Annotated in this window: 26 protein-coding genes; 6 read left to right on the forward strand and 20 right to left on the reverse strand. The window is 61.1% G+C overall.

The window, feature by feature from the left end:
• The 3 genes from HMPREF3149_RS01635 to HMPREF3149_RS13260 form a co-directional block, all read right to left on the reverse strand.
• The coding region (locus HMPREF3149_RS01635; protein ID WP_246819913.1) for an ATP-binding protein at nt 1-333 on the reverse strand (333 nt) is incomplete at its 3' end.
• Nucleotides 334-353: 20 nt separating this feature from the next.
• Nucleotides 354-977 carry a Fic/DOC family protein gene (locus HMPREF3149_RS01640; RefSeq protein WP_070536105.1) on the reverse strand — a complete coding sequence of 208 codons (624 nt, stop codon included), beginning with the start codon at nt 975-977 and terminating at the stop codon, nt 354-356.
• Nucleotides 978-993: 16 nt separating this feature from the next.
• Nucleotides 994-1,185, reverse strand: a complete 192-nt coding sequence (locus tag HMPREF3149_RS13260) for a hypothetical protein (RefSeq protein WP_141741430.1) — start codon at nt 1,183-1,185, stop codon at nt 994-996.
• 171 nt (nt 1,186-1,356) lie between these two features.
• Between HMPREF3149_RS13260 and HMPREF3149_RS01645 the strand changes: the two genes are divergently transcribed.
• From HMPREF3149_RS01645 to HMPREF3149_RS01655, 3 genes are all read left to right on the forward strand, one after another.
• The gene (locus tag HMPREF3149_RS01645) at nt 1,357-1,935 is read left to right on the forward strand and encodes an ABC transporter ATP-binding protein (RefSeq protein ID WP_070536108.1); all 579 of its coding nucleotides are present in this window, start codon (nt 1,357-1,359) and stop codon (nt 1,933-1,935) included.
• A complete protein-coding gene (locus HMPREF3149_RS01650) occupies nt 1,935-2,951 on the forward strand; it encodes an ABC transporter permease (RefSeq protein ID WP_070536111.1) in 1,017 nt (338 codons plus the stop codon). The genes HMPREF3149_RS01645 and HMPREF3149_RS01650 overlap by 1 nt, the downstream gene beginning before the upstream one ends.
• Before the next feature lie 84 nt (nt 2,952-3,035).
• Nucleotides 3,036-4,655 (forward strand): ATP-binding cassette domain-containing protein, encoded by a 1,620-nt coding sequence (locus tag HMPREF3149_RS01655; RefSeq protein WP_070536114.1) that lies wholly within the window; start codon nt 3,036-3,038, stop codon nt 4,653-4,655.
• 124 nt (nt 4,656-4,779) lie between these two features.
• On the opposite strand, the gene HMPREF3149_RS01660 is transcribed toward HMPREF3149_RS01655, so the two are convergent.
• The 9 genes from HMPREF3149_RS01660 to HMPREF3149_RS01700 form a co-directional block, all read right to left on the reverse strand.
• Nucleotides 4,780-6,147, reverse strand: coding sequence for a protoporphyrinogen oxidase (locus HMPREF3149_RS01660; protein WP_070536117.1), 1,368 nt, complete (start codon nt 6,145-6,147; stop codon nt 4,780-4,782).
• Nucleotides 6,148-7,188: a uroporphyrinogen decarboxylase gene (gene hemE / locus HMPREF3149_RS01665; RefSeq protein WP_070536120.1), complete on the reverse strand. Its 1,041-nt coding sequence runs from the start codon at nt 7,186-7,188 to the stop codon at nt 6,148-6,150.
• A 38-nt stretch (nt 7,189-7,226) separates the two neighbouring features.
• Nucleotides 7,227-7,724: a hypothetical protein gene (locus HMPREF3149_RS01670; protein ID WP_042529141.1), complete on the reverse strand. Its 498-nt coding sequence runs from the start codon at nt 7,722-7,724 to the stop codon at nt 7,227-7,229.
• Nucleotides 7,721-8,410, reverse strand: a complete 690-nt coding sequence (locus HMPREF3149_RS01675; RefSeq protein WP_070536123.1) for a hypothetical protein — start codon at nt 8,408-8,410, stop codon at nt 7,721-7,723. The genes HMPREF3149_RS01670 and HMPREF3149_RS01675 overlap by 4 nt, the downstream gene beginning before the upstream one ends.
• Before the next feature lie 23 nt (nt 8,411-8,433).
• A complete protein-coding gene (gene hemB, locus HMPREF3149_RS01680; RefSeq protein ID WP_070536126.1) occupies nt 8,434-9,411 on the reverse strand; it encodes a porphobilinogen synthase in 978 nt (325 codons plus the stop codon).
• A gap of 60 nt (nt 9,412-9,471) precedes the next feature.
• On the reverse strand, nt 9,472-11,193 hold the full coding sequence (locus HMPREF3149_RS01685) for a bifunctional uroporphyrinogen-III C-methyltransferase/uroporphyrinogen-III synthase (RefSeq protein ID WP_070536129.1): 1,722 nt from the start codon (nt 11,191-11,193) through the stop codon (nt 9,472-9,474).
• A 162-nt stretch (nt 11,194-11,355) separates the two neighbouring features.
• Nucleotides 11,356-12,243 carry a hydroxymethylbilane synthase gene (gene hemC / locus HMPREF3149_RS01690; RefSeq protein ID WP_070536130.1) on the reverse strand — a complete coding sequence of 296 codons (888 nt, stop codon included), beginning with the start codon at nt 12,241-12,243 and terminating at the stop codon, nt 11,356-11,358.
• On the reverse strand, nt 12,244-13,623 hold the full coding sequence (locus HMPREF3149_RS01695; RefSeq protein ID WP_070536132.1) for a glutamyl-tRNA reductase: 1,380 nt from the start codon (nt 13,621-13,623) through the stop codon (nt 12,244-12,246).
• Between the two features lie 102 nt (nt 13,624-13,725).
• The gene (locus HMPREF3149_RS01700; protein WP_042529128.1) at nt 13,726-13,965 is read right to left on the reverse strand and encodes a glutaredoxin family protein; all 240 of its coding nucleotides are present in this window, start codon (nt 13,963-13,965) and stop codon (nt 13,726-13,728) included.
• A gap of 109 nt (nt 13,966-14,074) precedes the next feature.
• Between HMPREF3149_RS01700 and HMPREF3149_RS01705 the strand changes: the two genes are divergently transcribed.
• Entirely contained in the window at nt 14,075-15,094 is a 1,020-nt protein-coding gene (locus HMPREF3149_RS01705; RefSeq protein ID WP_042529126.1) for an HAD-IB family hydrolase, read from the forward strand.
• Here HMPREF3149_RS01705 and HMPREF3149_RS01710 read toward each other — a convergent pair.
• Nucleotides 15,091-15,669, reverse strand: coding sequence for an LURP-one-related/scramblase family protein (locus HMPREF3149_RS01710; RefSeq protein ID WP_070536135.1), 579 nt, complete (start codon nt 15,667-15,669; stop codon nt 15,091-15,093). The two genes, HMPREF3149_RS01705 and HMPREF3149_RS01710, sit on opposite strands and share 4 nt — an antisense overlap.
• A 220-nt stretch (nt 15,670-15,889) precedes the next feature.
• Here HMPREF3149_RS01710 and HMPREF3149_RS01715 point away from each other — a divergent pair, with 220 nt between their 5' ends.
• Nucleotides 15,890-17,128, forward strand: a complete 1,239-nt coding sequence (locus HMPREF3149_RS01715; protein WP_070536137.1) for an HNH endonuclease signature motif containing protein — start codon at nt 15,890-15,892, stop codon at nt 17,126-17,128.
• Nucleotides 17,129-17,273: 145 nt separating this feature from the next.
• Here HMPREF3149_RS01715 and HMPREF3149_RS12865 read toward each other — a convergent pair whose 3' ends face one another.
• From HMPREF3149_RS12865 to HMPREF3149_RS01735, 5 genes are all read right to left on the reverse strand, one after another.
• Complete coding sequence (locus tag HMPREF3149_RS12865) at nt 17,274-17,375, reverse strand: 30S ribosomal protein bS22 (protein ID WP_003855542.1); 102 nt, start codon at nt 17,373-17,375, stop codon at nt 17,274-17,276.
• A 242-nt stretch (nt 17,376-17,617) separates the two neighbouring features.
• Nucleotides 17,618-17,806, reverse strand: coding sequence for a helix-turn-helix domain-containing protein (locus tag HMPREF3149_RS01720; protein WP_010189818.1), 189 nt, complete (start codon nt 17,804-17,806; stop codon nt 17,618-17,620).
• Between the two features lie 199 nt (nt 17,807-18,005).
• Nucleotides 18,006-18,797 (reverse strand): pyrroline-5-carboxylate reductase, encoded by a 792-nt coding sequence (gene proC, locus HMPREF3149_RS01725; RefSeq protein WP_070536139.1) that lies wholly within the window; start codon nt 18,795-18,797, stop codon nt 18,006-18,008.
• Nucleotides 18,798-18,894: 97 nt separating this feature from the next.
• Nucleotides 18,895-19,683 carry a hypothetical protein gene (locus HMPREF3149_RS01730; protein ID WP_042529119.1) on the reverse strand — a complete coding sequence of 263 codons (789 nt, stop codon included), beginning with the start codon at nt 19,681-19,683 and terminating at the stop codon, nt 18,895-18,897.
• Nucleotides 19,684-19,692: 9 nt separating this feature from the next.
• Nucleotides 19,693-20,622 (reverse strand): Ppx/GppA family phosphatase, encoded by a 930-nt coding sequence (locus tag HMPREF3149_RS01735; RefSeq protein ID WP_083280738.1) that lies wholly within the window; start codon nt 20,620-20,622, stop codon nt 19,693-19,695.
• A gap of 33 nt (nt 20,623-20,655) precedes the next feature.
• On the opposite strand from HMPREF3149_RS01735, the gene HMPREF3149_RS01740 reads away from it, so the two are divergent.
• Nucleotides 20,656-21,555 carry a DUF3109 family protein gene (locus HMPREF3149_RS01740; protein WP_042529117.1) on the forward strand — a complete coding sequence of 300 codons (900 nt, stop codon included), beginning with the start codon at nt 20,656-20,658 and terminating at the stop codon, nt 21,553-21,555.
• On the opposite strand, the gene HMPREF3149_RS01745 is transcribed toward HMPREF3149_RS01740, so the two are convergent.
• Both HMPREF3149_RS01745 and HMPREF3149_RS01750 read right to left on the reverse strand, forming a co-directional pair.
• A complete protein-coding gene (locus HMPREF3149_RS01745) occupies nt 21,552-22,250 on the reverse strand; it encodes a response regulator transcription factor (protein ID WP_070536142.1) in 699 nt (232 codons plus the stop codon). The genes HMPREF3149_RS01740 and HMPREF3149_RS01745 overlap by 4 nt on opposite strands.
• A complete protein-coding gene (locus tag HMPREF3149_RS01750) occupies nt 22,247-23,506 on the reverse strand; it encodes a sensor histidine kinase (RefSeq protein ID WP_210385391.1) in 1,260 nt (419 codons plus the stop codon). The genes HMPREF3149_RS01745 and HMPREF3149_RS01750 overlap by 4 nt, the downstream gene beginning before the upstream one ends.
• Between the last annotated feature and the right edge of the window lie 33 nt (nt 23,507-23,539).

Consider the following 23,539-nt stretch of genomic DNA (forward strand, 5'->3'; position numbering starts at 1 on the left):
ATCCAGCCGGTAGTACGCCACGGAATATCCAGCCTTGCACGCGGCGATGCCGATGGCGCAGGCAATGTATGTCTTGCCTGTTCCCGTCGGGGCGAGGATGTGAATATTGGTCGGGTTTTCCCGCCAGTTAGTTGCCGCGATTCGTTTCAGCTGGCGCATGTTGATACCGCGCTGTTCTGCCCGGGTGATTTCAGCCAAGCTTGCATCCGGGTATCGGAATTGTGCCTGGGTTATAGCCTTGGCAATGTTGCGTTGTTGGCGTTGTGTGTAGGCTTCTTCGACTGCGGCGAGGAAGATGTCTTCTGGTAGCGCATCCGCAGAGAGTGTCCTCATGTTTTGAGGAATCCCGGCGTCTAGCCGCGCTGCTGTGCGACGAGCCCGCGCAGCACCTCCTCCAGCTGCGCGTTATCTCCGGTGTCCTGGCTGTGAAAGCGCGCGGCGATAAACTCCGCGCGCACGTCCGCATCATTGGCCAGACGCTCCACGTCAAGGCGGTACCCCGCCGCCTTGACTAGAGCATCGAAAAACACTGTCTGTGTTCGGGTATTTCCCTCCCTAAAACTGTGGACCACATTGAGCTCACCCCACAGCTCAGCCAGCTTGGCCACGAACTCATCAAACCCTAAACCACGTAGAAAGTTGTCCTGCGCCAGCCCGGCAAACAACTTCTCCGCCGCCTTCGTCATTTCCGGCCCTGCCGGGTAGTAGGCATGCCCTGCCTTAATCATGAACTGGCCTACAGGCGCAGTCCGTTCTTCGCCCGCCCACTCGTACACATCCTGAAAAAGATGCCGATGTATCGCCTTGAAGTGTGCATAATCAAACGCACCTTTCAGAGGCGCCGCTTCCAACTCCGCGATTCGAAGAAATACCAATTTCTCTTCCACAATCCGGAGTTCTTCTGCATCGTCCAATCCCAAACGATTTTTCAGAACCTTGGTCCCTGGAATGAAATAGTTCTCCCAGCCCCCGCTCATGTCTCTCTCCCGGCCTCTATTTGAGCGAAGCGCGTCGAACGCGAGCTATTGCTTCAACGGCGGATAATGTCCCTGCAGCCACTTCGCGGCCCAGCTGGCGCACGTGCTCATCCGTCACATCGTGGCCTGCCAACCGCAGCGCAGCGTCACTCAGCGCTAGCGGATCGCGGTCGCTACTGTTACTTTCAACACGAATCGGCTTAGACATCGCTACCCTCCCGAGCTATCAACTACTTTTCACCATTTTAGCAGCTCAAAGCATCTGTTCCAAGAGTGTTTTCTACCTACAGAAAACGCGGTAACCCATATTTCGCTAAACTTCATCAATAATTGTTAATAATCTTTTGCTCATTCAACGCGAGGAGTTCGCCACCCAGCAATGCTTTCAATCAACGCCGACTACGGACACACCGCACCGCTAGGACACCTTGAGAAAAACTTCGCCTCAGGCCACATCTATGGCCTTGCTGGCCCCAATGGTTCGGGTAAGTCTACGCTTCTCGCAACACTCGGCGGGGAACTCGCACCACTCGATGGAACAGTTGAGTGCGACGGCCATAGCGTTGGCACGAAGAAACACCCCAGCGCAGTCATTACAGTGGCGGAGCCGGTTTTCCTCCCCGACCTCACCGTGGGTGAGCACCTGGACCTGATGGGCAAGGCGGCAGGGGTGGACGTCGCCAAGCTCTGCGAACTCTGGGCGCTCGATCCTCTCCTTCCGCACCCAGCCTCGCGCCTGTCCTCGGGCCAGCGCCAGCGCGTATTCTTGGCCGCGCAGCTATACCAGCCAGCGCGTGCAGTGCTTATCGACGAACCCGAGCGCCACCTCGACTCCGCCTGGACCGAGTTCCTCGCCAGCGAATTGCGCTACCTAGCCGACGAGGAGAATCGCTGCATCGTCGTGGCCTCGCATTCCGACATCATCACCCAGGCCTGCGACGAGGTGGTGCAGCTGTGATGCGCGTACTGTCCCGGCTGGGCGATGGTATCTGGTATCTCATCCTCGCCGGCATCGTCTTCGGCTTCGGTTACACAGTCTGGCAAGAAGTCGGCGCAGTCCTGCCTATCATCCCGGCCCGCGTCGCGCTAACTAGCGTCGCCCCGATTGCCGCCGTCGTGGGACTGCTCGCGCTAATGGTGCTCACCGAGGTTCTCTATCCTCTGCGCGCACTGTCGCGGGAACGCTGGGTGTACGTTGATCGCCCGCGCGGCAAGCTCCGTGGTACAGACTGGATCACATGGACGCAGCTGATCGGCTTCGGGGTCTTGGGCCTCGGTATCTGCGTGTCCACCGGGCTTTCCCCGTGGTTCGCCCTGGCAGTCCCGGCCCTGCGTTTCGTCGTGGGGTGGCGCTCGTTCACGCTGGCTTCGCTTCTCAGCGCTGGGCGCACGCGCCTGGTCGGTGGATCTGGCCTTGGCCTGCTTGATTCGGAGGTCACCTCAGATGCCATTGCGAACCAGTCCGCATGGATTCCTCGTCGCGCCCATGCACCCTCCACGTTGGTGGGTCTCTTCTTCCGTCGTCTGGGACGACGGTGGTACATCGGCGTCGGTGCGCTCGCGGCCCTCGGCTTGTCGTTGGGGTTCGCCCCACAGCTCGGGGCGCTGGCTATCGTCGGATTCATGTCTGCGTGGAGCATCGTCGGTGCGGCGGTTGGGCGCGCCGCCTCCTTCGGCCGCGTCAGCGACGATGCATGGCCCGACTGGGGCCTTCCCCTTATCGCTTCAGTGGGCACAGCACTCCTTGGTGCCGGTGTCCTCCTCTTGGTGTGGAATCTTTCCGCCATCGCAGTGGCGCTCATCATCGCCGGCCTTAGCTGGGCGTCGTTTAAGCGTTCCCGCCCGGCACGGGTAGACAGCATGTCCATGCTGGATAGCGGCGGCTTCGGCGTCTCCTTCTCCCCCGAGGTATTGCACTACATTGCCCGCGGCGCTCTCGGCCTTGGCGTGGCGGCCCTTGCGCTCGGGTATTAGCCGGTGTTAGCCTTTCAGGCATGAAGATTTTTTCCTAATTCGACGTCACTCTTTTACGCGACTTACTCGAAGGTGGATTTCTTCATGCCTATTTCTTTTTCTCATCTCACCGTCACCTGGCCCGACGGCACCCCCTGTTTCACGGACCTCACCGGCACGTTTTCCTCCCACTTCACGGGCTTGGTGGGTGCGAATGGTTCCGGAAAATCAACGCTGGCCAAGGTACTTGCGGGCCTCATTGCCCCGACTTCGGGAACGGTATCCGCGGGCTCAGTCAGCTATGTCGACCAGGATCTAGGCCTCCATACGTCTGACAGCATCGCCGATGTCTTTGGCGCGACAGAGATTCTCAGCGCCATTGCCCGCATTGAGGCTGGCGAATACTCAGACGAGCTCGCCGCCGCTGTTGGTGAGCAGTGGGATTTAGCAGAGCGCATCGAGGCTGCTCTCGACGCCGCGGGTCTCCCCTTCCCCTTAGAGCGCACCATCGGAACACTGTCAGGCGGTGAAGCGGTGACCGTGGCGCTGACCTCAGCCTTCTTCCACAAGCCGGATTTCCTGATCCTCGACGAGCCCACCAACAACCTGGACTCCTCATCCCGCCAGCGCTTACTCGAGCTCATTCGCACCGCACCGATGCCGGTTCTCGTCGTCTCACACGACCGCGAGCTCCTCGAGCACGCGGACAGCATTGCGGAGCTCTACCACGGAACACTTCGCGAGTTCGAGGGAAACTACTCCTCCTACCGCGCAGCGATTGATGCCGAGCAGGATTGCGCGCAGGCCAAGGTCAGGGAAACTAAGTCTGAGCACCGCAAACAAGTCCGCGAGCGCGCCGCTATGCAGACCCGTGTCGCCCGCGATGCCCGCCGCGGCAAGAATTTCGCCGCCTCAAAGCGTAAACCCGGCATGGCCATGGGCAATGACAAGAACCGTTCCGAGCGCTCAGCCGCTGGGCGTTCTCAACAGGCCAACGATGCAGTTGCTGCCGCCCAATCAGCCCATGACGAGGCACAGCGCGCGCTTCGCGCCGACTCCCATGTCCACATCGACCTCCCCGGCACAGAGCTGCCCGCGGGCACCCGAGTGCTCGTCAGCGATCTGCTGAGTATCACGGGACCCGAACGGGTTCGCCTCGCCGGAGCTAACGGTAGCGGCAAGACCACCTTCCTCAACCGCATTGTCCGCGGCGACGTCGAGTACACGCTGCCCTGCGGATACATCCGACAGCGCATCGTCTTACCTACAGAAAAGTCGGTGCTCGACATCGTGCGGGAAGCCAACCCCAGCGCCGACCCGCAGTTCTTGCGCGACCAGCTGGCCCAGATGCTCTTCATCAACGACAAGATCCACCAGCCCGTGGGACAGCTTTCTGGTGGCGAGCGCTTCCGCGTCGAAATCGCCCGCGTCCTGCTCAGTGATCCAGCCCCGCGCTTCCTGCTTCTCGACGAACCAACGAATAACCTCGACATCCCCACCACCGACTGGCTAGTTGAGGTGCTCACCAGCTACCGCGGGGCATTCATCTTGGTCAGTCACGATGAGCACGTGTGCGAGCGGCTAAACCTCACAGCGACCGTTTCCATGGATGACTACAACTCGCTCCGCGAAACGGAATATCTTCTGCGTTCGCCTCGCAACGCAGAGCGTCTGCGTGGCTCCATCGACCAGCTGAAGGCATCTGACAAAAGGCATCAGTCATAAGGCGTTTTCACGGCTAAAAACGCCTTTTATGCATGACAAATGGCGTTTTTAGAGCCAAAGATGCCTTCTAGAAGATGCCTTTTGCAGGACGCCCTTTGCGGGCGCCATGTGAGGGGACAGCGAGCTAGCTGACGAGTGCCTGCGCGGCAGCGCGGGCACCGGCGATAACAGCGGGCACGCCGACGCCATCGGCCCAGGCGCCGGCGGTGGCGATACCGGGGACGTCGGCAAGCGCGGCACGCACGGCGGCCACCGTGGCCAGGTGCTTCTCGTCATAACGGGGGATGCCGCCGAACCAGCGCTGCGTGTAGATTTCCTCCACGCCAGTAGCGCGGCCATCGAAGCCGGTGATTGCCTTCAGGTCATCGAGGGCATAGTCCACCAGATCGTCCTCCTCCGCGCGGACAAGTGCGTCATCGCCGAAGCGTCCGAAGGACGCACGCACGAGGAAGCCCTCGCGCTCACCTAGGTGCGGCCACTTATTGGAGGACAGCGTGAAAGCCTTGGCGTGCAGGTCGGGTTCGTCGGCGGCGATGAGGATGCCGGTGGCGTCGGGAAGCGCGTTGCCCTCCGGGTCCGTGGCGGAAGCAAAGTTGAAGCCCACAACCACAGAGGAGGCCAGCTGAACCGTAGCAAGCTGCTCGGCGGCCTCAGGAGCTACGGCCTTGATGAGGCGCGCGGTGGTCGGCGCCGGGGTGGCGAACAGGACGCGGTCGAAGGGCCCCAAGTCACCCGGGGCGCCTGTGACCTCAAAGGCATCGCCCTTGCGTGTGACACCGGAAACGAAAGTGTCGAGGTGAATCTGCGCGCCGGACTTCTCCGCCAGGGCCTCGTAGAGCTCGGCGTAGCCGCCCTTGAAGGTGCCGAAGACAGAGCCCTCGGCCGGGCTGCGGCCGGATTCGATCTGCTTGATGGCAGCGGACAACGTAACAGGCCCATCCTGAGCCATCGTGTCCAACGCAGCCGCCACGTGCGGAACCGTGGCACGCAGGCCCAGGTCATCGGCGGCGCAGGAGTACACTCCACCCAACAGCGCAGAAACCAGGTGGTCAACGACGTCATCACCGTACTGTTGACGCACGAGCTTACCGACGGACACATCCCCACCAATTTCCCACTCGAAAGGCTGCTCGTTGGTGATGCGCTCATTGGTCGCAGCAGTAAAGAAGTCCTGCGGCTCAGACGGAATGCCCATCACGCCGCCTTTCGGAAGGAAGTGCAGTTCACCGCCCGCATACACGCGTGGGCGCAGCTCGCCGTTGGGTTCCACGATAGAATCCGCAAGGCCCAATTCTTCGAAGAAGTCCACGGCATCCTTGCGGCGACGGATGAAAGCCTCCGCGCCCATGTCCGTCGGCCCGCCATTGAAGGCAACCGTGTGCAGCTTGCCGCCGATGCGGCCGGCGGCCTCAAACACGTAGACCTCGTGGGAGCGCAGCTCCCAAGCCGCCGTCAGACCAGCTAGTCCAGCGCCGATAATCGCGATCTTCATTTAGCCCTCCTCGTGGATGATGGCGACGGCGCGGGTCACTGCGTCGGCGTCGGTAGTAGGCAGAACCCCATGGCCAAGGTTCCAGATATGCCCGTTCATGTCACCGCGCTCAGTAGCGCGGGTGACCTCAGATTTGATGGTACGCACGGCGTTACGCACGGCGCCGTCGCCAGCAAACAGCAGAGCTGGGTCGAGGTTGCCCTGCAGGATGTTCGCACGCACGCGGGCGGCGGCAGAATCCATGGTCACGCGGTAATCCACACCCATGACCTCAGAACCGGCCTCCGACATCGCGCCGAGCAGCTCGCCGGTGCCCACACCGAAGTGAATGCGCGGCACGCGGCCCTCTGCCACTTTGAGGATCTGCGTTGAGTACGGAAGAACAAACTCCCGATAATCGCGCTCGTTAAGGTAGCCCGCCCAGGAATCGAAGAGCTGCATGGCATCAATGCCGGCATCAAGCTGAAGTTCCAGGAAGGCAATAATCGTCAGAGTGAGACGCTCCATGAGCGCGTGCCAGGTCTGTGGCTCGGAGTGCATGAGCGCCTTGGTGCGCTCATGGTTCTTCGAGGGGCCGCCCTCAATGAGGTAGCTGGCCAAGGTAAAAGGCGCGCCGACGAAGCCGATGAGCGCCTGCTTGTCGGTGAGCTCGTTCAGAATAATCTCGATGCCCTGTCGGACCTCGGGCACGTCGACATCAAGAACCGGCAGGTTGGCCACATCCTCCTTGGTGCGCACCGGCGCATCCATGACGGGGCCGCGTCCGGGAACGATCTCCACCCCCACGCCTGCGGCTTTGAGCGGAACGACGATATCGCTGAAGAGGATGGCACCATCGACATCGTGACGGCGCACCGGCTGCAGGGTAATCTCCGCCAGCAGCTCCGGCATGAAGCAGGAATCCAGCATGCTGATTCCTTCGCGGACCTTGCGGTATTCCGGCAAGGAACGACCCGCCTGGCGCATGAACCAGACGGGTGGGCGGGACGGGGTACGGCCGGAAGCGGCCTCAATGAGCGGCGCGGCAGACAGTCGAGACATACCGTCCATTATGAATCAAAAGTTGGAGTCGGCGCCAATTACGCCCGCTCCGCGCGCCGCGCCTTAATGAAGGCCGTGGAATCTGGGTGGAAGAGGAAGAAAATGCCCACCATGAGCACCATCGGTATGAGCAGCAACAGCAACCCACCCACTCCTGCGATGAGCGCTGCCACGTTGACGAACATGGCATAAGCCGACACTGCAGTGATGATGCGGCGGGCCCACACCGAGCCGCTTGCCAACTGTGCGGAACAGGCAGCAATCACCACAGCGCTCACGATGTTAGAAATAGCCGCAAAGCGCGTATTGAAGCGGATATAGTCCACCTGCTCCACGCTCAATTCCGTGTTAGTCACCTGGGAATAGGAACCAAAGAGTCCGACCATGCCGGCGGTGAGCATGACGACTGCCCCCACGACGAAGATCCAGTAGGCGATCCGCAGCTGCGAGGGCCATGAGGAATAATCCTGATCGCCCTGCCTCTTCTTTCGACGGGGGCCGCGGTTATAGTCTGCGGGACCTGGGCGATCGTTCATGAGCGGTCGTCTTTCTTGTTCTTCCTGTCTTTGCTCTTGCTGTCACGGTCCTTATCGCGTTGCGCTTGGTTGTCTAGGCGGCGCTGCTCTTCCATCTCCTTGCGCATCTGACGCACCTGCTCCATCTCCCCGGTGTACTCAAGGACTTCCTCCTTACCGGCGAAGAGCAAGCCCATGACGGCAGCCACGCCAACGAGAATCTGCACGCCGCCGTCCAGCACGAAGAGCCAATCCGGAACATTCGCCCCGGCCGGGCTGCTGAAGAAGACGACGAGCACGCGAAGACCAAAATAGAGGGAGAACGCGAACCACAGGCGCCGGCCGGTGCCGGCGGCCTTGGACTTGCTGTTCATCATCCACAGCATGATGCCCAGCAGCACCACAATGGCCAGAGAGATGAGCGAGCTCAGCGCTACCGAACCATAGGCCATAATCTGGACGAACGCCTCCGTCATGTCTTGACCAGAGCGCTCCGCTGCAGATTCCGCGGCGGTTCGTGCTTGCGCGAAGAGTTCATCGCGGTTGAGCAGTGTGAGCACAATGCTCAAGACGAGGTGCACGACCTCAAGACCTAAAGCAACGGTCCACACCTTAAGCATGAGGGAGACAGCTTCGGTGCGCTTGGACTTCGTGGAATCCTCTCCCCGTGGCTGTGCGGCCGGCGTGGTGTTCGGGCTAAGCGTCACGACTCTCCTTAAAGGTGGGCAGGTTATGCGAGCAGGCGGGCAGCGTCCGTGGCGAAGTACGTCAGGATCTGGTCTGCACCAGCGCGCTTGAACGCGGTCAAGGACTCCAGCATAACGGCCTCGCCGTCAATCCACCCGTTCTGGGAGGCAGCCTGAATCATCGCGTACTCACCAGAGACTTGGTAGACGGCCACGGGAACGGAGGAGCGTTCCGCCGTACCGGCCAGCACATCGAGATACGGCAGGCCCGGCTTCACCATGACGATGTCCGCACCTTCCTCAATGTCGAGGTCTACCTCCAGCATCGACTCGCGGTAATTACGCGGATCCTGCTGGTAGGTGCGGCGGTCACCTTCCAGGGAGGAACCCACGGCATCACGGAAGGGGCCGAAGAAGGCGGAGGCGTACTTCGCCGAGTAGGCCATGATGGCAACATCCTCATGACCAGCGTCATCGAGGGCCTCGCGGATAGCGGCGATTTGGCCGTCCATCATGCCGGACGGGCTGACCATATGCGCACCGGCACGTGCCTGGGAGCGCGCCATGTCCTGGTAGAGCTCGACGGTTTCGTCATTGAGCACGCGGCCTTGGTCATCAACCACACCGCAATGCCCGTGAGAGGTGAATTCATCGAGGCAGGTATCCGCCATGACAATGAGATCATCGCCGAATTCCTTGCGCAGCTCCGCAATAGCCACGTTGAGGATGCCCTGCGGATCCCAAGCCACGGAACCGGTCGCGTCCTTGTCCTCCTCGCGCGGCACGCCGAAAAGATCAACGCAGGTCACGCCCGCATCGAGGGCCTCATGCGCGGCACGCTTGAGGGAATCCAGGCTATGCTGCTGCACGCCCGGCATCGAGGGAATGTCACGAGGCTCGTTCAGCCCATCGACGACGAACATCGGGAGGATGAGGTCGGACGGGCGCAGCGTGGTTTCCGCGACGAGATTGCGGAAGGCCTGATTCTGGCGCAAACGGCGGGGGCGGCGAGCAATGCTCATGAGTAGAAACTCTCCTTTGAGCGACGAGAAAATAAACTACCTTCTCGACTCTAGTCGCCCTTACTCTGCTCGCCCTGACGCGGTCGAGGAAGTCTTCTTGCGCGAGCGGCGCTTCTTGCGCGGCGCAGGCAAATTACCGGCGGCGCGGAGGCCAGCGACGTGGTCTGCGAGGGCGTCGACAAGCATCGGCACATCCGCAACCTCTGGAACCACGTCCACGCGCAGCCCCACTTCCTCGGCCGCTGCCTTGGTGGAGGGACCGATGCAGGCGATGATGGTGCGCGCATGCGGCTTACCCGCAATGCCCACGAGGTTGCGCACGGTAGACGGCGATGTGAAGGCCACAGCATCAAAACCGCCCGACTTGATCATGTCACGGATCTCCGCTGCAGGCGGGGCCGCACGCACGGTGCGGTAGGCCACGACATCATCAACTTCCCAGCCCAGGTCCAGCAGACCATTGACCAACACCTCGCCGGCGATATCGGCGCGCGGCAACAGCACGCGGCCCACCGCATCGATGTCCTCAACATAGTTGGGGAAGACCTCCACGAGGCCCTCAGCATTCTGCTTAGTCGGCTTCGGCATGACCTCCGGAACCATGCCCTTGGCGCGGATAGCATCAGCAGTCTTCTGCCCCACCGCGGCCAGGTGCACGCCAGCGAAGTCGCGTGCGTCGAGTCCAAGCTCCGCAATCTTCTGCCACACCGCGCTCACCGCGTTAACGGAGGTGAACACAATCCACTTGTAGCGGCCTTCCACGATGCCCTTGATGGCGCGATCCATCTGCGCCGGGTTGCGCGGCGGCTCCACCGAAATGGTCGGCACCGACTGTGGGATAGCGCCGTGTCCAGCAAGCCGTGCGCTCATGGCTGCCGCTTGCTCCTTGGTGCGTGGCACGAGCACGCGCCAGCCGTAGAGGGAGCGGTTTTCCCACCAGGAGTACTTCGAGCGGTCATCGAAGCTACGCCCCAGCGTCACAACGAGGACACCGGGAAGCTCGGCATCAAGCTTGCCCAGGGTTCCCAGGGTGGTCTCGTGGGTGCGCTGCAGGCGTGTCGTGCCATGGACAGTGACATAAGCCTCGGTGTCGGCGGGCATGCCGCGCTCCACCAACTCGCGGGAGATCACGGGCAGGTCATCAGCCGTGGCCTGAAGCACCAAAGGCTGCGTTGCGGAGGCCAGACCATCCCAGTCCGCACCTTCCGTAATATCCGCCTCGGTGTACGTCGCACCCAGCGCGATACCGGCAAAGGACGGCACCGTCGACGGCAAAGACATGCCGGGCACGACCTGAAACTCCATACCGGCGTTCGCCACCGCAGAAATCTCCGCCTTGATGGATTCGCGGTTGAGCGGGTTGCCCGTCACCAGACGAATCACATCGCGACCCTCGGCGCGGGTCAGCGCCTCACGCAGTTGCTTGACGACGTCCCCCTCGACCTCCTCGAACACCGCCGCCGTCGGCGGTGCCGGACGTGGGGGCTTGCGGCGAGCACCAGCCTCCTTGGCTGCGGCGCAGATGCGCTCGTACTCGGCCTCGGCGGCGTCGAGAAGCTCCTGCGGCACCGGCACCTGCTGGGCCACCATCTCGCGCACGCCGGAGGACACCTCAGCATCAGTGATGGCAATGGCGGAGGTTTCCAGAACCTCGCGAGCACGGACGGTCAAGAGATCGGGATTCCCCGGGCCGGCGCCGACGAAGACGACTTTGCCCAGGTCAGACGAGCCCAGGTCAGACGAGCCCAGTTCAGACTGAGTATCCGGCACGGCATTGCTCATAAGGTTCTTTTCTAGTTTGTGGATTCCGGGGGATTCCTGCGCCGCTCACCGCGGCGGGAGAGTAAAGCCCACCCCTCAATTGCGGTTTAAGGGGGGCTGAATCATTGACGCCAATGATTGTGTGCTAGATACACACTAAAGGAAAAGCCCCGAAACCAAAAATTAGTTAGCCAGCAGCTCTGCAGCTCCCTGGGCAAAGAGCTCCTCAGAGACCGCGCGGCCCAAGGCCTCCGCCTCCTCGGCCGCGCCCCGCGCCTGGGCGGTGAGCTGGCGGGAGCCGTCGAGGGCAAAGACGCCACCGCGGACGATGAGCTCCTCGCCTTCCCAGCGCGATGTGGCGGCCACCGGGGCGGTGCAGCCGGCCTCGAGCTGGGACAGCACGGTGCGTTCGGCGCGGGTGGCGGCGGTTGCGAGGGCGTCGCCAAGCAGGGCGATAGCCTGGGCTGCCTCCGTGCCCTTCACAGCCTCAATCGCAAGCGCGCCCTGGGCGGGTGCCGGCATGAAAACCGCGGGGTCGAAGACCTCGGTGGCGCGGTCGGCGTAGTGAGCGCGCACGAGCCCGGCATACGCCAAAAGAACAGCATCGAGTTCGCCGCTGGTCACCTTGCCCATGCGGGTATCGATATTGCCGCGCAGTGGGCGGATGTCCAGGTCGGGGCGCAGTGCCTTGAGCTGGCTGATGCGACGCGGAGCGGACGTACCTACGCGCGCGCCTTCCGGCAGCTCGTTGAGGGTCAACCCATCGCGAGCAATGAGTGCTTCACGCACATCTTGACGCTGGGGCACGACAAGGTCGAAGCGCTCATCGACGGCCGTTGGCAAATCCTTGAAAGAATGCACGGCAATCTCACACTCGCCGCGATACACAGCCTCACGCAGAGCCTGGGTAAACACTCCCACGCCAATCCGCTCAACGGGCGCCATGTTGACGTCTCCCTGCGTGGTGACAATGTGCAGCTCGGCCTCGTAGCCTGCGTCCTGAAGCCAGCCCTGCACATGGCCGGACTGTGTCGTGGCGAGCAAGGAACCTCGGGTACCGATCTTCAACATTTATGCGTCCTCTTCCTCTGTCTTCTTATTCTCCGCAGCCTTCATCTGTGTGGCGTCCGGCAGCTCGGTCATGTCCACTGCCACGCCGCTGCCCTCAAGCTGCAGGCCAAAGAGTTCTTGGAGCGCGGTTTCATGGCTGACCGTACCGGAATTGGCTGCTAGCTGCTTTGCGCGGACGGTGGGCTCGTGGAGCAACTTGTCTGCCACTCGCTTAAGCGCGCGGTTGACATCCCCCATCTGGCGCTCGTCCAGCTCAGGGTGCTTCTGTTCGAGACGGGCAATTTCGCACTGCACAAGGTTGGCGGCACGCTTGCGCAGAGCAGACACGGCGGGGACGACATCGCGCACGCGCTGGGCGGAGGCATAGGCATTGAGCTCCTCAGTAACGATGCGGCGTGCCTGGGCATGCGGGCTGGTACCTGCAGCGATGTCCGTATCGGCAGCCTCCAAGGATTTGCTGAGACGCTCGATATTGACCAAGTCCACACCTTCGACAGAGGCGGTGACATCATCGATGTCGCGTGGCAGAGACAGGTCCACGAGCATGAGCTCACGGCCGGCACCGTGATAGCGCTCGACGTCGGCAGCCGTGATGGTGAAATCCTGTGCGCCAGTCGCAGATATGGCCATGTCCACATCACGCAGCGCCTGGGCACGGTCAGCGAACTCGATGACGTCCGCATAGACGCCCGCCTCGTGAGCATGCTCGGCCACGCGCTGCGCGCGTGTGGTGGTGCGGTTCGCAATGATGAGATGGGCTCCCAAACGTCCGGCATGAGTGGCCGCCAGCGACGCCATGGCGCCAGCGCCAAGGATCAGTACGCGCGCGCCGTCCAGCCGCTCCCGACCCATTCGACTCAACGCCTGATCAAAGGCGAAGGACACCATGGAGGCCCCAGCCTCATCGATCTCCGTTTCCGAATGGACGCGCTTGCCGGCGCGCAGCGCGGACTGCGCCAACGCGTGGATGCGCGGGCCGGCCGTTCCCTGATCGGTAGCGGACTGATAAGCCGTGCGGACCTGGCCGATAATCTGCTGCTCGCCCACCACCATCGAATCCAGACCGGAGGTCACCGACATGAGGTGCTCAGCAGCTGCGTCGGCATAACGCACATAAAGGTAAGAGCGCAGCTCGCCTTCATCAACACCGGACACGCGGGCAAGGGTGCGAACGACATCTTGCACTCCTGTGTGGAAGGAGTTGGTGACGGTGTAGACCTCCATGCGGTTACACGTGGAAATGATCATCGCCTCAGAGAGCGAGTCCGCCTGGACCAGGGTCTGGCAGGCGCTGGTCTGCACGGTCTCGTTCATGCTCAGCTTTTCCAGCAGCGCTACTGGCGCCGACTGATGCGACATGCCCACGACGAGCACACTCATGCACTACCCTCCAGTCCTTCATCATCCCTTTGGATGACTCAAATCAACCAAAAGACTACTAGTCTCAAGCCCGATTCTGAAACTCACGCGCACCGTGGGGACTTATCCTGCCAACGCCTGTGCCAGCTCCTCATTATCGACTTCCCAGCACGAAAACTCATCACCATCAATCACCACAACAGGCACACGGTCGCCGTATTCCATGGCCAGCTCGTTGTCCTGGTCAACGACGCGCACGATGAGCTCCGCCCCAGCGTTTTTCACTACTGGCGTTATCTGCTCACGCACCCGCGCGCACGAGCCGCACGTCGTGCGCACCATGAGCTCGACTGTGTGGGACATATAAAAGGGCTCCTTAGTGAGACTCTGAACTTTGTGCGGTTTACTATGGACACGTTAGCCTGCCTACCCGTTGAAAGCTGAACGCGTGCCCCTCCCCTTGCCACCCGGTATGCCCGACTCCCCCCGCGAGTTCCTTGCCAACTGGACCGCGAGTAGGGGAAACCTCCGCAATTTCTTGGAACAACAGGCCTTTGCCCCACTGGATGAGGAGAGTCAGCGTGCGGCAGGTGAGGCGTCGGCAGCCGCGGCGGTGGAACAGCTCTTCGGCATCGACTTGGATTCCTTCTCCTCGGGTGTGGAATCCGTCCAGGGCTCTTTCGAATCTGCCGGCGCACGTTCCATCACGCAGCCGGACCCAGATGTTCCCCAAGACGTCGGCGCCGCGGCCTTTTTTGATGTGGACAACACGCTGGTTCAGGGCTCATCGCTCGTCGCCTTCGCGTTTGGCCTGGCACGGCGTCGATACTTCAGCCTCTCAGAAATCCTGCCCATCGCATGGAAGCAACTGAAATTCCGCATCTCTGGGTCCGAAAACACTGAGGACGTTGCGTCCGGACGCGTCCAGGCCCTCGAGTTCGTGAAGGGTCGTTCGGTAGCGGACATGGTCGCACTGTGCGAAGAAATTGTGGACCAATCCATGGCGGATAAGGCCTATCCGGGCACGAAGCAGCTGGCTCAGATGCACCTCGACGCAGGCCAGCAAGTGTGGCTGGTGACTGCCACCCCGGTGCAATTAGCCCAGATCCTAGCCCAGCGCTTCGGATTCACCGGTGCCCTCGGCACAGTGGCGGAGGTCGACGACGGGCGCTTCACCGGCCGTCTCGTGGGCGATATTCTCCATGGTCCTGGCAAAATGCATGCCGTCGCCGCCCTGGCCACGCTCGAAAACCTCGACCTTGAACGCTGCACGGCTTACTCCGACAGCGCCAACGACGTCCCCATGCTGTCTATGGTGGGCACTCCCGTGGCCATCAACCCGGATTCGAAGCTGCGTGACATCGCCGAGGAGAAAGGCTGGCTCATTCGTGATTACCGCTCCGTCCGCAAGGCCATCCGTACCTATGGCCTGCCCGCGCTAGCCACCGCCCTCTTTTCCTACGGCGGCTGGCGCATGGCACATCGCCGCTAACCGCTCTGCTGTGCCTTCGTGCGCAGCATATCCATGCACATCACCGCGCCGATAAGCCCCGCATGCTGCTGCGGGTCGAGCCCCGGCGCGATGCTCAGGCGGTAGGTGTTCTTCCCCGAAAGGAACTTCCCCACGCCCGCCCACTCATTACGCACCTCCGCGAGCGGCTGGCCTTGACTACTAATGGTGATGTTCCAATCCCAGATATCACCTTCAATCTCGATTTCCGGGAAGCTCTCCATCTCCATGGTCAGGCGCGTCTTGAGCATGGAAAATCGCTTGGTCACCACCGCCATAGGCTTCTCGACGCCCGGCAAATACACCTCATACGTATCCCTCAGGAAGTTTGGCGGGTCCTTGATGAGCATGAGTGACTGCTGTGGTGTTCCTTGATCATCCGTGAAGGCCACCTCCAAGCTGCGGGAGGAGTTAAAGAGCATGTCCTTCATTCCGCCGGACTGCAGGATGGTTCCGACGGGCACTCCCTGCTCATCCGCGATGAGGAACTGATCCTGCAGAAAAGACTTGGTCTGCGAAATCACCAGGGTCTCGAGGGTTAAGAGCTTAGGCAACATACTTCGCCATCATACGCATACCCCGCCGTGGATGGGCTCACACGGATAGTACTCCCCACTGCGCTAACAAGGTCGAAAGCGTGCCACTTTTCATACTTTTCAATTCGACATAGATGCAGGTAGAGACACATGTCCAAGGCATGTTGTAGGTTTCTATTAGAACTTCTGTTCACCTCTCCATACACTGCCCATATCTCTCAAGAATCCGGGGGGATTCACGTTGAACACCACCACTCCTACCGCCTTTTTCTCCCACATGAACCCCGAGTGCGCGCTCGCCGTCGAGCGCAGCGCCGCCCGGCGCGCTGATTACCGTTCGTGGACAGCCGCCATGCCACCGCTCGATGAAGATTTTGATGTGGCGTGCCAGAGGCTCGTCGCCAAGCTCGGCGTCGGTGTCTACACCATCACCGAATGCTGCCTCGCCGTTCACCGCCTCACCGAGCTCCCACAGCTCAAGAACCTGCAGGACACGTCCTATCTGCTCGACATGAAGGCCCTCATCGCCATCGATTGCGCACTGACCAAGCTGGGAAACGTACCCAAGGAAATGCTCGCGCTTGTCGACGATTCCCTGGCCACTTACCTCACCCCAACCTCACCCAACCAGGTCTTTCCCACGCCCGCCCAGATAGGACGCAAGGTCCGCGATATATGCAAGAGCATCGACAAAACGGTGTCCTTCCGCGATACGCGCAAGAAGGACACCTACACGATGACTGACACCGGTAAACGCGCCATTCTGGAGCTCAACACCGACAGCGCCACCGGCATGATTCTGGACTCCTATATCAGGGAGGCCGCAAAGAAGAACGGCATCTCCTCAGCCGATGCCCTGAAGAAGCTTATCGCCGGCAGCATCACCCCAGCCTCAACGATTATCCTCCACACTTACCAAGCCACGGACATTGAGAACGCCCCCACTTTTGTTCAAGGCTATGGCTGGACCTCGCAGGACATGCCGGCCACTCGGACGCGCGACTTTTCTGCAGAGCCGGCAGCATCGGATAACTACGTTGTCGCAGAGCTCATCCGCAAGTTCGTCGAGGGACGCGACGGCACCTGCCGCGCACTTGGCTGCAACCGCCCGGCATACCTCTGCCAGATGGATCACCGCATCAACTTTGCCGATGGCGGGCCAACGCATCCGAGCAACCTCGCATCGCTGTGCCAACATCATCACAACATGAAGACCGATGGCCGCGCGCACTACATCATGGATCCCATCACAGGGGACATCGTCTGGCTGTTCGAAGACGGCACCTGGGCCATGACGGAACCGACTGGCCCGCTGGCAAACAAGACGAAGCGTTGGGCACAGACTGTGGCACAGAAGATTACCGCCACCCGCGAGCGTGCCCACGAACAAGCCCAGGCTCTCAAAGAGGAGCTGGACGCAGCAGCTGTAAAGGTTCAGCCGGAGGTTCCGAACACCCCTCCGGAAGACATTCCGTTCTAGATGCCTACCGGCGTCGTCGTTTCAAACGACGAGCCCCTCCCCTCACCACAGAAAGGATCTCCACTAGATGTCGTCTCCGTCGTGTGATACGACGAACTCCCCGCTACGATCGCGGAGGATCATGCGGGGAGTTCGATTCGAAGCTTTACTTGCCGAGCTTGCGACGCTGAACGCGGGTACGGCGCAGCATCTTGCGGTGCTTCTTCTTGGACATGCGCTTGCGGCGCTTCTTGATGACAGAACCCATAACTGGTTTCCTCACTTTCGGTATCAGTACGTACGTAAACCGGCCGGCGACGCCTGGAATAAAACCGCACGGTGCACTCGATGCGGCCCCGCAAAACAGGGAGACGCAGACGTACCTCTGCCGACACGAATGCCCACCATCTTACCCAGCGCCATGCCCATCACCAAAACTAAGGGCAGCGCCCACCGCCGTGGACCGTAGGAGTCCGCAGTGGTGGGCGCTGCCGAAGAGAGATGAAAAAGTTAGGCTCCGTATACGGATGCCTCAAGGTACTCCTTGACGGCAGATTCATGAACGCGGAACGATCGTCCCACGCGCACTGCCGGCATGTCACCTGCGTGAACCAACCTGTAGACCGTCATCTTGGAGACACGCATGATCTCTGCAACTTCGGCGATGGTCAGGAAAGTTCCCTTATCTTCATTCGTCATAGTTTATTTAACCCTTCAGCACGTGACGCGCTGTAGGCTTCCCCTCCCACAGGACTATCACGCACGCGCTCATGCCAGCTTAGCGTGAAACCTGTGACTAATGCGACCCAAGTGCCAATTTTTTCCACATTCGCAACGCTGTTCCCCAGAAACTCGCCGGACAACAGGTGTCACATTATTTTCAGGTGAGGCGGCAAACTCAGGCAAGTTCCTGCGCACGCTGGGCACATGCTTCAGCAGCACGGAAGAAGGCGCCTCGAAGACCGGACTCTTCAAGCTCACGGAGGGCAGCCGCAGTGGTTCCCCCCGGGGAGGTAACCCCTGCACGCAGGGCGACGGGATCCTTGCCAGATTCCGCCATCATCGTGCCCGCGCCCTGGGCGGTGCGGGTTGCGAGCTGCTCGGCGACGTCACGGGTGAGGCCGAGCTGTACGCCGGCGTCGATAAGCGCTTCGGTGACAAGGAAGTAGTAAGCCGGCGCGGAGCCAGCCAGGGCGGTTGCGGCGTCGATGTGCTTCTCCTCGATGACAGCAACCTCACCGACGGCCTCAAGCAGCTTGACGACGCCCCCTAGCTGCCCCTCGCTCACGTGCTGTCCCTCCGCACACGTGCACATGCCCTTGCCCACCAACATCGGAGTGTTCGGCATGACGCGAACGACTGGCACGCCGTTGCCGGCGGCCTTCTCCAGAGTGTCCAGGGTGAGGCCGGCCGCCATGGACACGAGAACGGCGTCCGTTGAGATGTCGAGGCCCTCAAGGAGCTCGACAATGGCGTAGGGCTTGACGCAGGCAAAAATGTAGTCCGCGCTGTCAATGGCCTTGGCGTTGTCACTGGTGACGGCCACACCATAGGCGCTCTGCAGCTCCTCGCCACGCTCCGGACGGCGGTTGGTCACCACGATGTCTGCGGCATCATAGCCCGCGTTCACCAACCCCGACACCAGGGCCTCGCCGATTTGTCCTCCACCAAGTACTGCAATTTTTGTCATGCTTCCCAGGGTGCCAGAAAGGCGAGGGCGCGGCCACCAAGTAAGCGCACAACATCCCAGCAGATGCCTTTTAAAAGATGCCCTGTGGAACAGGTGCTTACATCACCACGAGTAGCGGGCCGAAGGTCAGCACGAGCCCGGCCACGGCCGCGAGGAACATGGACAGACCGTCACGGCTGGTGCGCAGTGCATGCACAATGCCAACGATTACGCCGGTAACGACGACGCCCAACACCACGACTACAAGGCGGTCGAAGCGATCCCAGAGGATTTCGAAGCCCTTGAACACGACTGCCCCCAACACAATGCCCACGAGGGCGAGCAGGACGACGGCGAAGGGATTGAGCTTCTCCTCCTCGTAGTCCTCGTCATGCTCATCGTCGTAATCGTCATGATCGTGGTCGATGGCTTCAAGCTCACCCGTCGCGGTGGTCTCATCCTCCGGTGCGACTACGGGCGCGGCAACGGCCTTGTCGACCGTCGTGTCCTCACCCTTCTTCGCGGGCTCGTCCTTCACGCGCTGGATAACGCGGGTGTCCTCGTCGGACGGCTTATCGGCCTTCTCGGACTTGTCAGGCTTCTCGGCCGCTTCCTCCTTAACAGAAGTGTCCGGTCTCTCGACGCGGACAGCGGCGGCCTGCGGCTTGTCGGTGTCCTTGGTCGGAGCGGGAATGACGGGAGCAGTCTCGTCGATGGAGACGTTGGAGTGCTTCGACTCCGCCGGGGCCGCCTTGACCTTCTCGAGGTTGCCGGTTAATTCCGCAACGGAGATGCCGCCTTCATCAAGGCTGCGGCGACGGCGGCGCGAGCTCTTCTCTCCATCGGAGTGGTTCTTCGCGTTACGGGCCAGCAGCTCCGCAACTGTCAACTGTTTCTCGTCAGCCACGTTTCTTTCCTATTCCAGTCCCTTATCGGTACGGCGCAGAATAACACCTTCACGGAGAGCCCATGGGCAAATCTCCAGCTTCTCGATGCCCAGGGCACGCATGCTCGCCTCGGCCACAAGAGCGCCCGCGACGATTTGGTGCGATCGGGTAGAACTTACACCCTCAAGGTCTGCCCTGTCAGCTGCAGTCATACGAGAGATGAAAGAAATGAGCTGACGCAGACCCGGTGCGGTGAGGGTGCGCTTGACGTACGGCCCTGCAGAAGAAGGCGCGGAACCGGTAAGTCGGGCCAGCGTACGGAAGGTTTTGGAGGTTCCCACGCCCAGGCCCGAGGGGCCGAGAGCGCGCATCTGATCGGCAACGCTGACCAGCTCCGCATCGATGTAATCACGAAGCAGGTTTACCTTTGCCTTCTCCGGCGGATCAGTGTCGAACCAGTTATGGGTCAGGCGGCCAGCTCCCAAATCGAGGGAGAAAGCGAGCTCCGGATGCTCGTCCGTGCCAGTGGACAGCTCTAGGGAGCCGCCACCGATGTCGAGATTGGTGATGCGACCAGCGGACCAGCCATACCAACGACGCACCGCCAGGAACGTCAGGCGTGCCTCTTCTTCGCCGGAGAGGATTTCCAAGCGGACGCCGGTCTGCTTCTCCACCTCATCGAGGACCTCGGCCGAGTTGGGGGCTGAGCGCACCGCAGAGGTCGCAAAAGCCATGAACTCATCACAACCGAGCTTCTGGCCCAGCTCATTGGCTTCACCCACGGCGGAGATGAGCTTTTTCAAGCCCTTCTCGTGGATGTTGCCCTTCTTGTCGAGCTGTTCCACCAGACGCAGTGGAGTCTTCCAGTCACTCATCGGGGTGGGGCGGCCACCGGTTGCGGCATCGACCGCAACGAGGTGGACGGTATTACTTCCGACGTCTAACACACCTAATCGCACACCCCTAGAGTAGTAGGTCTACCGTGGGTAGGTGTGAATCGCCCAAAATCAAATGAGGTTTACCTGGGTTTTCCCGCCTCCTCCCCCGCCGCCACGTCCATCCTTGCGGGCCGCGAAAAGGCCCCTGACTTTCCGCGTGAATGGTTTGAGTTCACCGATCCCGAGGATCCGTTGCACGTTTATTCCATCGATCTGACCTGGCTCGAGTCACACTACGCCTGCCAATTTGGAACGGCGGCGTGCCACGGCATCGATAAGCAGCAGCCCGACGTCGGTTGCTGTGTGCATGGCGCGTACATGGCCGACGAGACGGATCGGGAGCAGCTTGCCGACGCCGTCTCCCGCATGCCCGCACGCTACTGGCAGCACCGCCCAGCGGATGTCGACGAGTATCTGAAGAACGGCCAACCAGAAGAACTGGAGCCGTGGTTGGAATGGGACGAACTCGACGGAGACGATGGCGAGCCAGAACCAGCGCTCAAGACGCCGCTTGTCGACGGCGCCTGTATCTTCGCCAACCGCGCCGGCTGGCCCACCGGCACCGGCTGCGCCATCCACCAGTGGGCTCTCGATGCTGGAGAAGAGCTCACCGTAGTCAAACCTGAGGTGTGTTGGCAGGTGCCGATTCGCCGCCACGAAGACTACGAAGAGCGCCCCGATGGTGAAGAGATTCTGCGCACCACCATCGGTGAATACGATCGCCGCGGATGGGGCAATGGCGGAGAGGACTTCGATTGGTATTGCTCGGCCGACCCGTCCTGCCACACGGCAGACGAGCCGCTGTGGAAGTCACAGAAGACGGAGCTCATTGCCCTGCTGGGCGAGGAATCCTATGACATCCTGGCCCGTCATTGTGAGGCACGGGCACGCTCCGGAGTGACATTCCCGCGGCACCCTGCGGATGAATCCGGCGGGAACTCAGGAGCGGTTTAGGCCTCGAACTTGTAGCCCAAGCCGCGCACGGTCACAAGGTGCTTGGGGTGGGAAGGCTCGGACTCAATCTTGGAGCGCAGGCGCTTGACGTGGACGTCGAGAGTCTTGGTGTCGCCGACATAGTCCGCGCCCCAAATGCGGTCAATGAGCTGGCCGCGGGTGAGGACGCGACCGGCGTTGCGTAGGAGATATTCAAGGAGGTCGAACTCCTTGAGGGGCATGGAGACCGGGTGACCGTCGACAAGCACGGTGTGGCGCTCCACATCCATGCGCACGCGACCGCCCTCCAGTACCTGGTCATCCGGCTCTTCCTCGCTGCCCTCCGAGCTGACCTCGCCACCACGGCGCAGCACCGCACGGATGCGAGCGATAAGCTCACGGGAGGAATAGGGCTTGGTCACATAGTCATCCGCACCCAGTTCGAGACCCACAACCTTGTCGATCTCAGAGTCACGCGCGGTGACCATGATGACCGGCACCGAGGAGGTGGCGCGCAGCTGCTTGCAGACGTCCGTACCCGACATGCCTGGAAGCATGAGATCGAGCAACACAATGTCCACGGTGTTTGCGGCGAACTGCTCCAACGCGCTGGGGCCGTCTGGGGCTAGGAGAACGTCGAAGCCCTCCTTACGGAGCAGAAAGGCGAGGGGATCGGCCAGCGACTCTTCATCTTCGACGATGAGGATGGTGGTCATTGAGCTTTATCCTTTCGACGGGCGGCGACACGCGCAACAGCGCGCTGCAGACCAGGAGCGGCGGAGCTGACGGCTCCGTCTTCTTTATTATCCTGATTTTCTACACTATCCGCTGGCTTTTCTTCGGTGTATATAGGGAGCTCGATTGTGAACGTCGAGCCTGTTCCCGGCCGGGACCACAGCTTAATGTTGCCGCCATGATTCGCCACGACGTGCTTGACAATGGCCAGTCCCAGTCCGGTTCCGCCGGTCTGGCGAGAGCGCGCCTTATCCACGCGGAAGAAGCGCTCAAACACGCGCTCCTGGTCCTCCGGGGCAATGCCGATACCGCGGTCGGTAACGCGAATGAGGACAACGTTTCCACTCACGACCTTCTGGGTGACTGACACCGGCATCTCATCAGGAGAGTAGTGAATGGCATTAGAGATGAGGTTGGAAACGGCTGTGACCAGCAGGGATTTATCTGCCATAACCTGCACTCCGACGGATTCACCGCGCGTGAGCTGATTGTTATGGGCGTCCGCGGCAAGCTGGTTGCGCGTCATCGCCTCATCGATGATGTCATCAAGATCGACCGGCTTCATTTCCGGAAGGGCCTCTGCACCTTGCAGCTTGGATAGCGAGATGAGCTCACTCACCATGTCCGCCATGCGCGCGGCTTCCTTCTGAACCTTGCTGCCGAAATACTCGACATGGTCGGGGTCGCCGGTGTCTTGGAGGAGTGCTTCCGCCAGCAGAGCGATACCACCGACGGGTGTCTTAAGCTCGTGGGAGACATTGGCCACAAAGTCACGGCGAGCGGATTCCATACGCACCGATTCGGATTCATCGGTGCCGTACACGATGACGAATCGGTCGTCGTTCAGCGTCAGCGGTTTGACCACGGCACGCACCTGAGTCACGCGGTTTCCGGTGCGACGCTTAGGAATCGCCAAGTCCAGCGTGCGGGTCTCCTTATCGTCGAAGACCTCCTGAGCAACGGACCAAATATCCGGGTTCACAGCACGATCATGGACCATCGACATCTCGTGTGCGGAAGGGTTGGAAAAAATGATTTCTTTGCTGCGGGACAACACGGTGATACCCGCTGGTGAACCACCCACGGCAAGGTGAAGAACTTGGCTCACACTGGTGACCTGGTTGGAATCAGCGTCGCGGGCGCGGCGGCGCTCCAGCCGCTCGCGGATACGGGTTATCACCGGTATGGCTAGGCCACAGGCCACCACACCGGCTAGGAAAGCGAGTATCAGTTCCACGACGATTCACACCTCAAAGAAATCCCCAAGGAG

It is taken from the genome of Corynebacterium sp. HMSC05E07 (assembly GCF_001807225.1).
Lineage (GTDB): Bacteria > Actinomycetota > Actinomycetes > Mycobacteriales > Mycobacteriaceae > Corynebacterium > Corynebacterium singulare.

What these genes read in the sequence shown, in the direction of transcription:
- HMPREF3149_RS01640 (WP_070536105.1), bottom strand. Translation starts at nt 977, where the DNA reads ATGAGCGGGGGCTGGGAGAACTATTTCATTCCAGGGACCAAGGTTCTG.
- HMPREF3149_RS13260 (WP_141741430.1), bottom strand. Translation starts at nt 1,185, where the DNA reads ATGTCTAAGCCGATTCGTGTTGAAAGTAACAGTAGCGACCGCGATCCG.
- HMPREF3149_RS01645 (WP_070536108.1), top strand. Translation starts at nt 1,357, where the DNA reads ATGCTTTCAATCAACGCCGACTACGGACACACCGCACCGCTAGGACAC.
- HMPREF3149_RS01650 (WP_070536111.1), top strand. Translation starts at nt 1,935, where the DNA reads ATGCGCGTACTGTCCCGGCTGGGCGATGGTATCTGGTATCTCATCCTC.
- HMPREF3149_RS01655 (WP_070536114.1), top strand. Translation starts at nt 3,036, where the DNA reads ATGCCTATTTCTTTTTCTCATCTCACCGTCACCTGGCCCGACGGCACC.
- HMPREF3149_RS01660 (WP_070536117.1), bottom strand. Translation starts at nt 6,147, where the DNA reads ATGAAGATCGCGATTATCGGCGCTGGACTAGCTGGTCTGACGGCGGCT.
- hemE (WP_070536120.1), bottom strand. Translation starts at nt 7,188, where the DNA reads ATGTCTCGACTGTCTGCCGCGCCGCTCATTGAGGCCGCTTCCGGCCGT.
- HMPREF3149_RS01670 (WP_042529141.1), bottom strand. Translation starts at nt 7,724, where the DNA reads ATGAACGATCGCCCAGGTCCCGCAGACTATAACCGCGGCCCCCGTCGA.
- hemB (WP_070536126.1), bottom strand. Translation starts at nt 9,411, where the DNA reads ATGAGCATTGCTCGCCGCCCCCGCCGTTTGCGCCAGAATCAGGCCTTC.
- HMPREF3149_RS01685 (WP_070536129.1), bottom strand. Translation starts at nt 11,193, where the DNA reads ATGAGCAATGCCGTGCCGGATACTCAGTCTGAACTGGGCTCGTCTGAC.
- hemC (WP_070536130.1), bottom strand. Translation starts at nt 12,243, where the DNA reads ATGTTGAAGATCGGTACCCGAGGTTCCTTGCTCGCCACGACACAGTCC.
- HMPREF3149_RS01695 (WP_070536132.1), bottom strand. Translation starts at nt 13,623, where the DNA reads ATGAGTGTGCTCGTCGTGGGCATGTCGCATCAGTCGGCGCCAGTAGCG.
- HMPREF3149_RS01700 (WP_042529128.1), bottom strand. Translation starts at nt 13,965, where the DNA reads ATGTCCCACACAGTCGAGCTCATGGTGCGCACGACGTGCGGCTCGTGC.
- HMPREF3149_RS01705 (WP_042529126.1), top strand. Translation starts at nt 14,075, where the DNA reads ATGCCCGACTCCCCCCGCGAGTTCCTTGCCAACTGGACCGCGAGTAGG.
- HMPREF3149_RS01710 (WP_070536135.1), bottom strand. Translation starts at nt 15,669, where the DNA reads ATGTTGCCTAAGCTCTTAACCCTCGAGACCCTGGTGATTTCGCAGACC.
- HMPREF3149_RS12865 (WP_003855542.1), bottom strand. Translation starts at nt 17,375, where the DNA reads ATGGGTTCTGTCATCAAGAAGCGCCGCAAGCGCATGTCCAAGAAGAAG.
- HMPREF3149_RS01720 (WP_010189818.1), bottom strand. Translation starts at nt 17,806, where the DNA reads ATGACGAATGAAGATAAGGGAACTTTCCTGACCATCGCCGAAGTTGCA.
- proC (WP_070536139.1), bottom strand. Translation starts at nt 18,797, where the DNA reads ATGACAAAAATTGCAGTACTTGGTGGAGGACAAATCGGCGAGGCCCTG.
- HMPREF3149_RS01745 (WP_070536142.1), bottom strand. Translation starts at nt 22,250, where the DNA reads ATGACCACCATCCTCATCGTCGAAGATGAAGAGTCGCTGGCCGATCCC.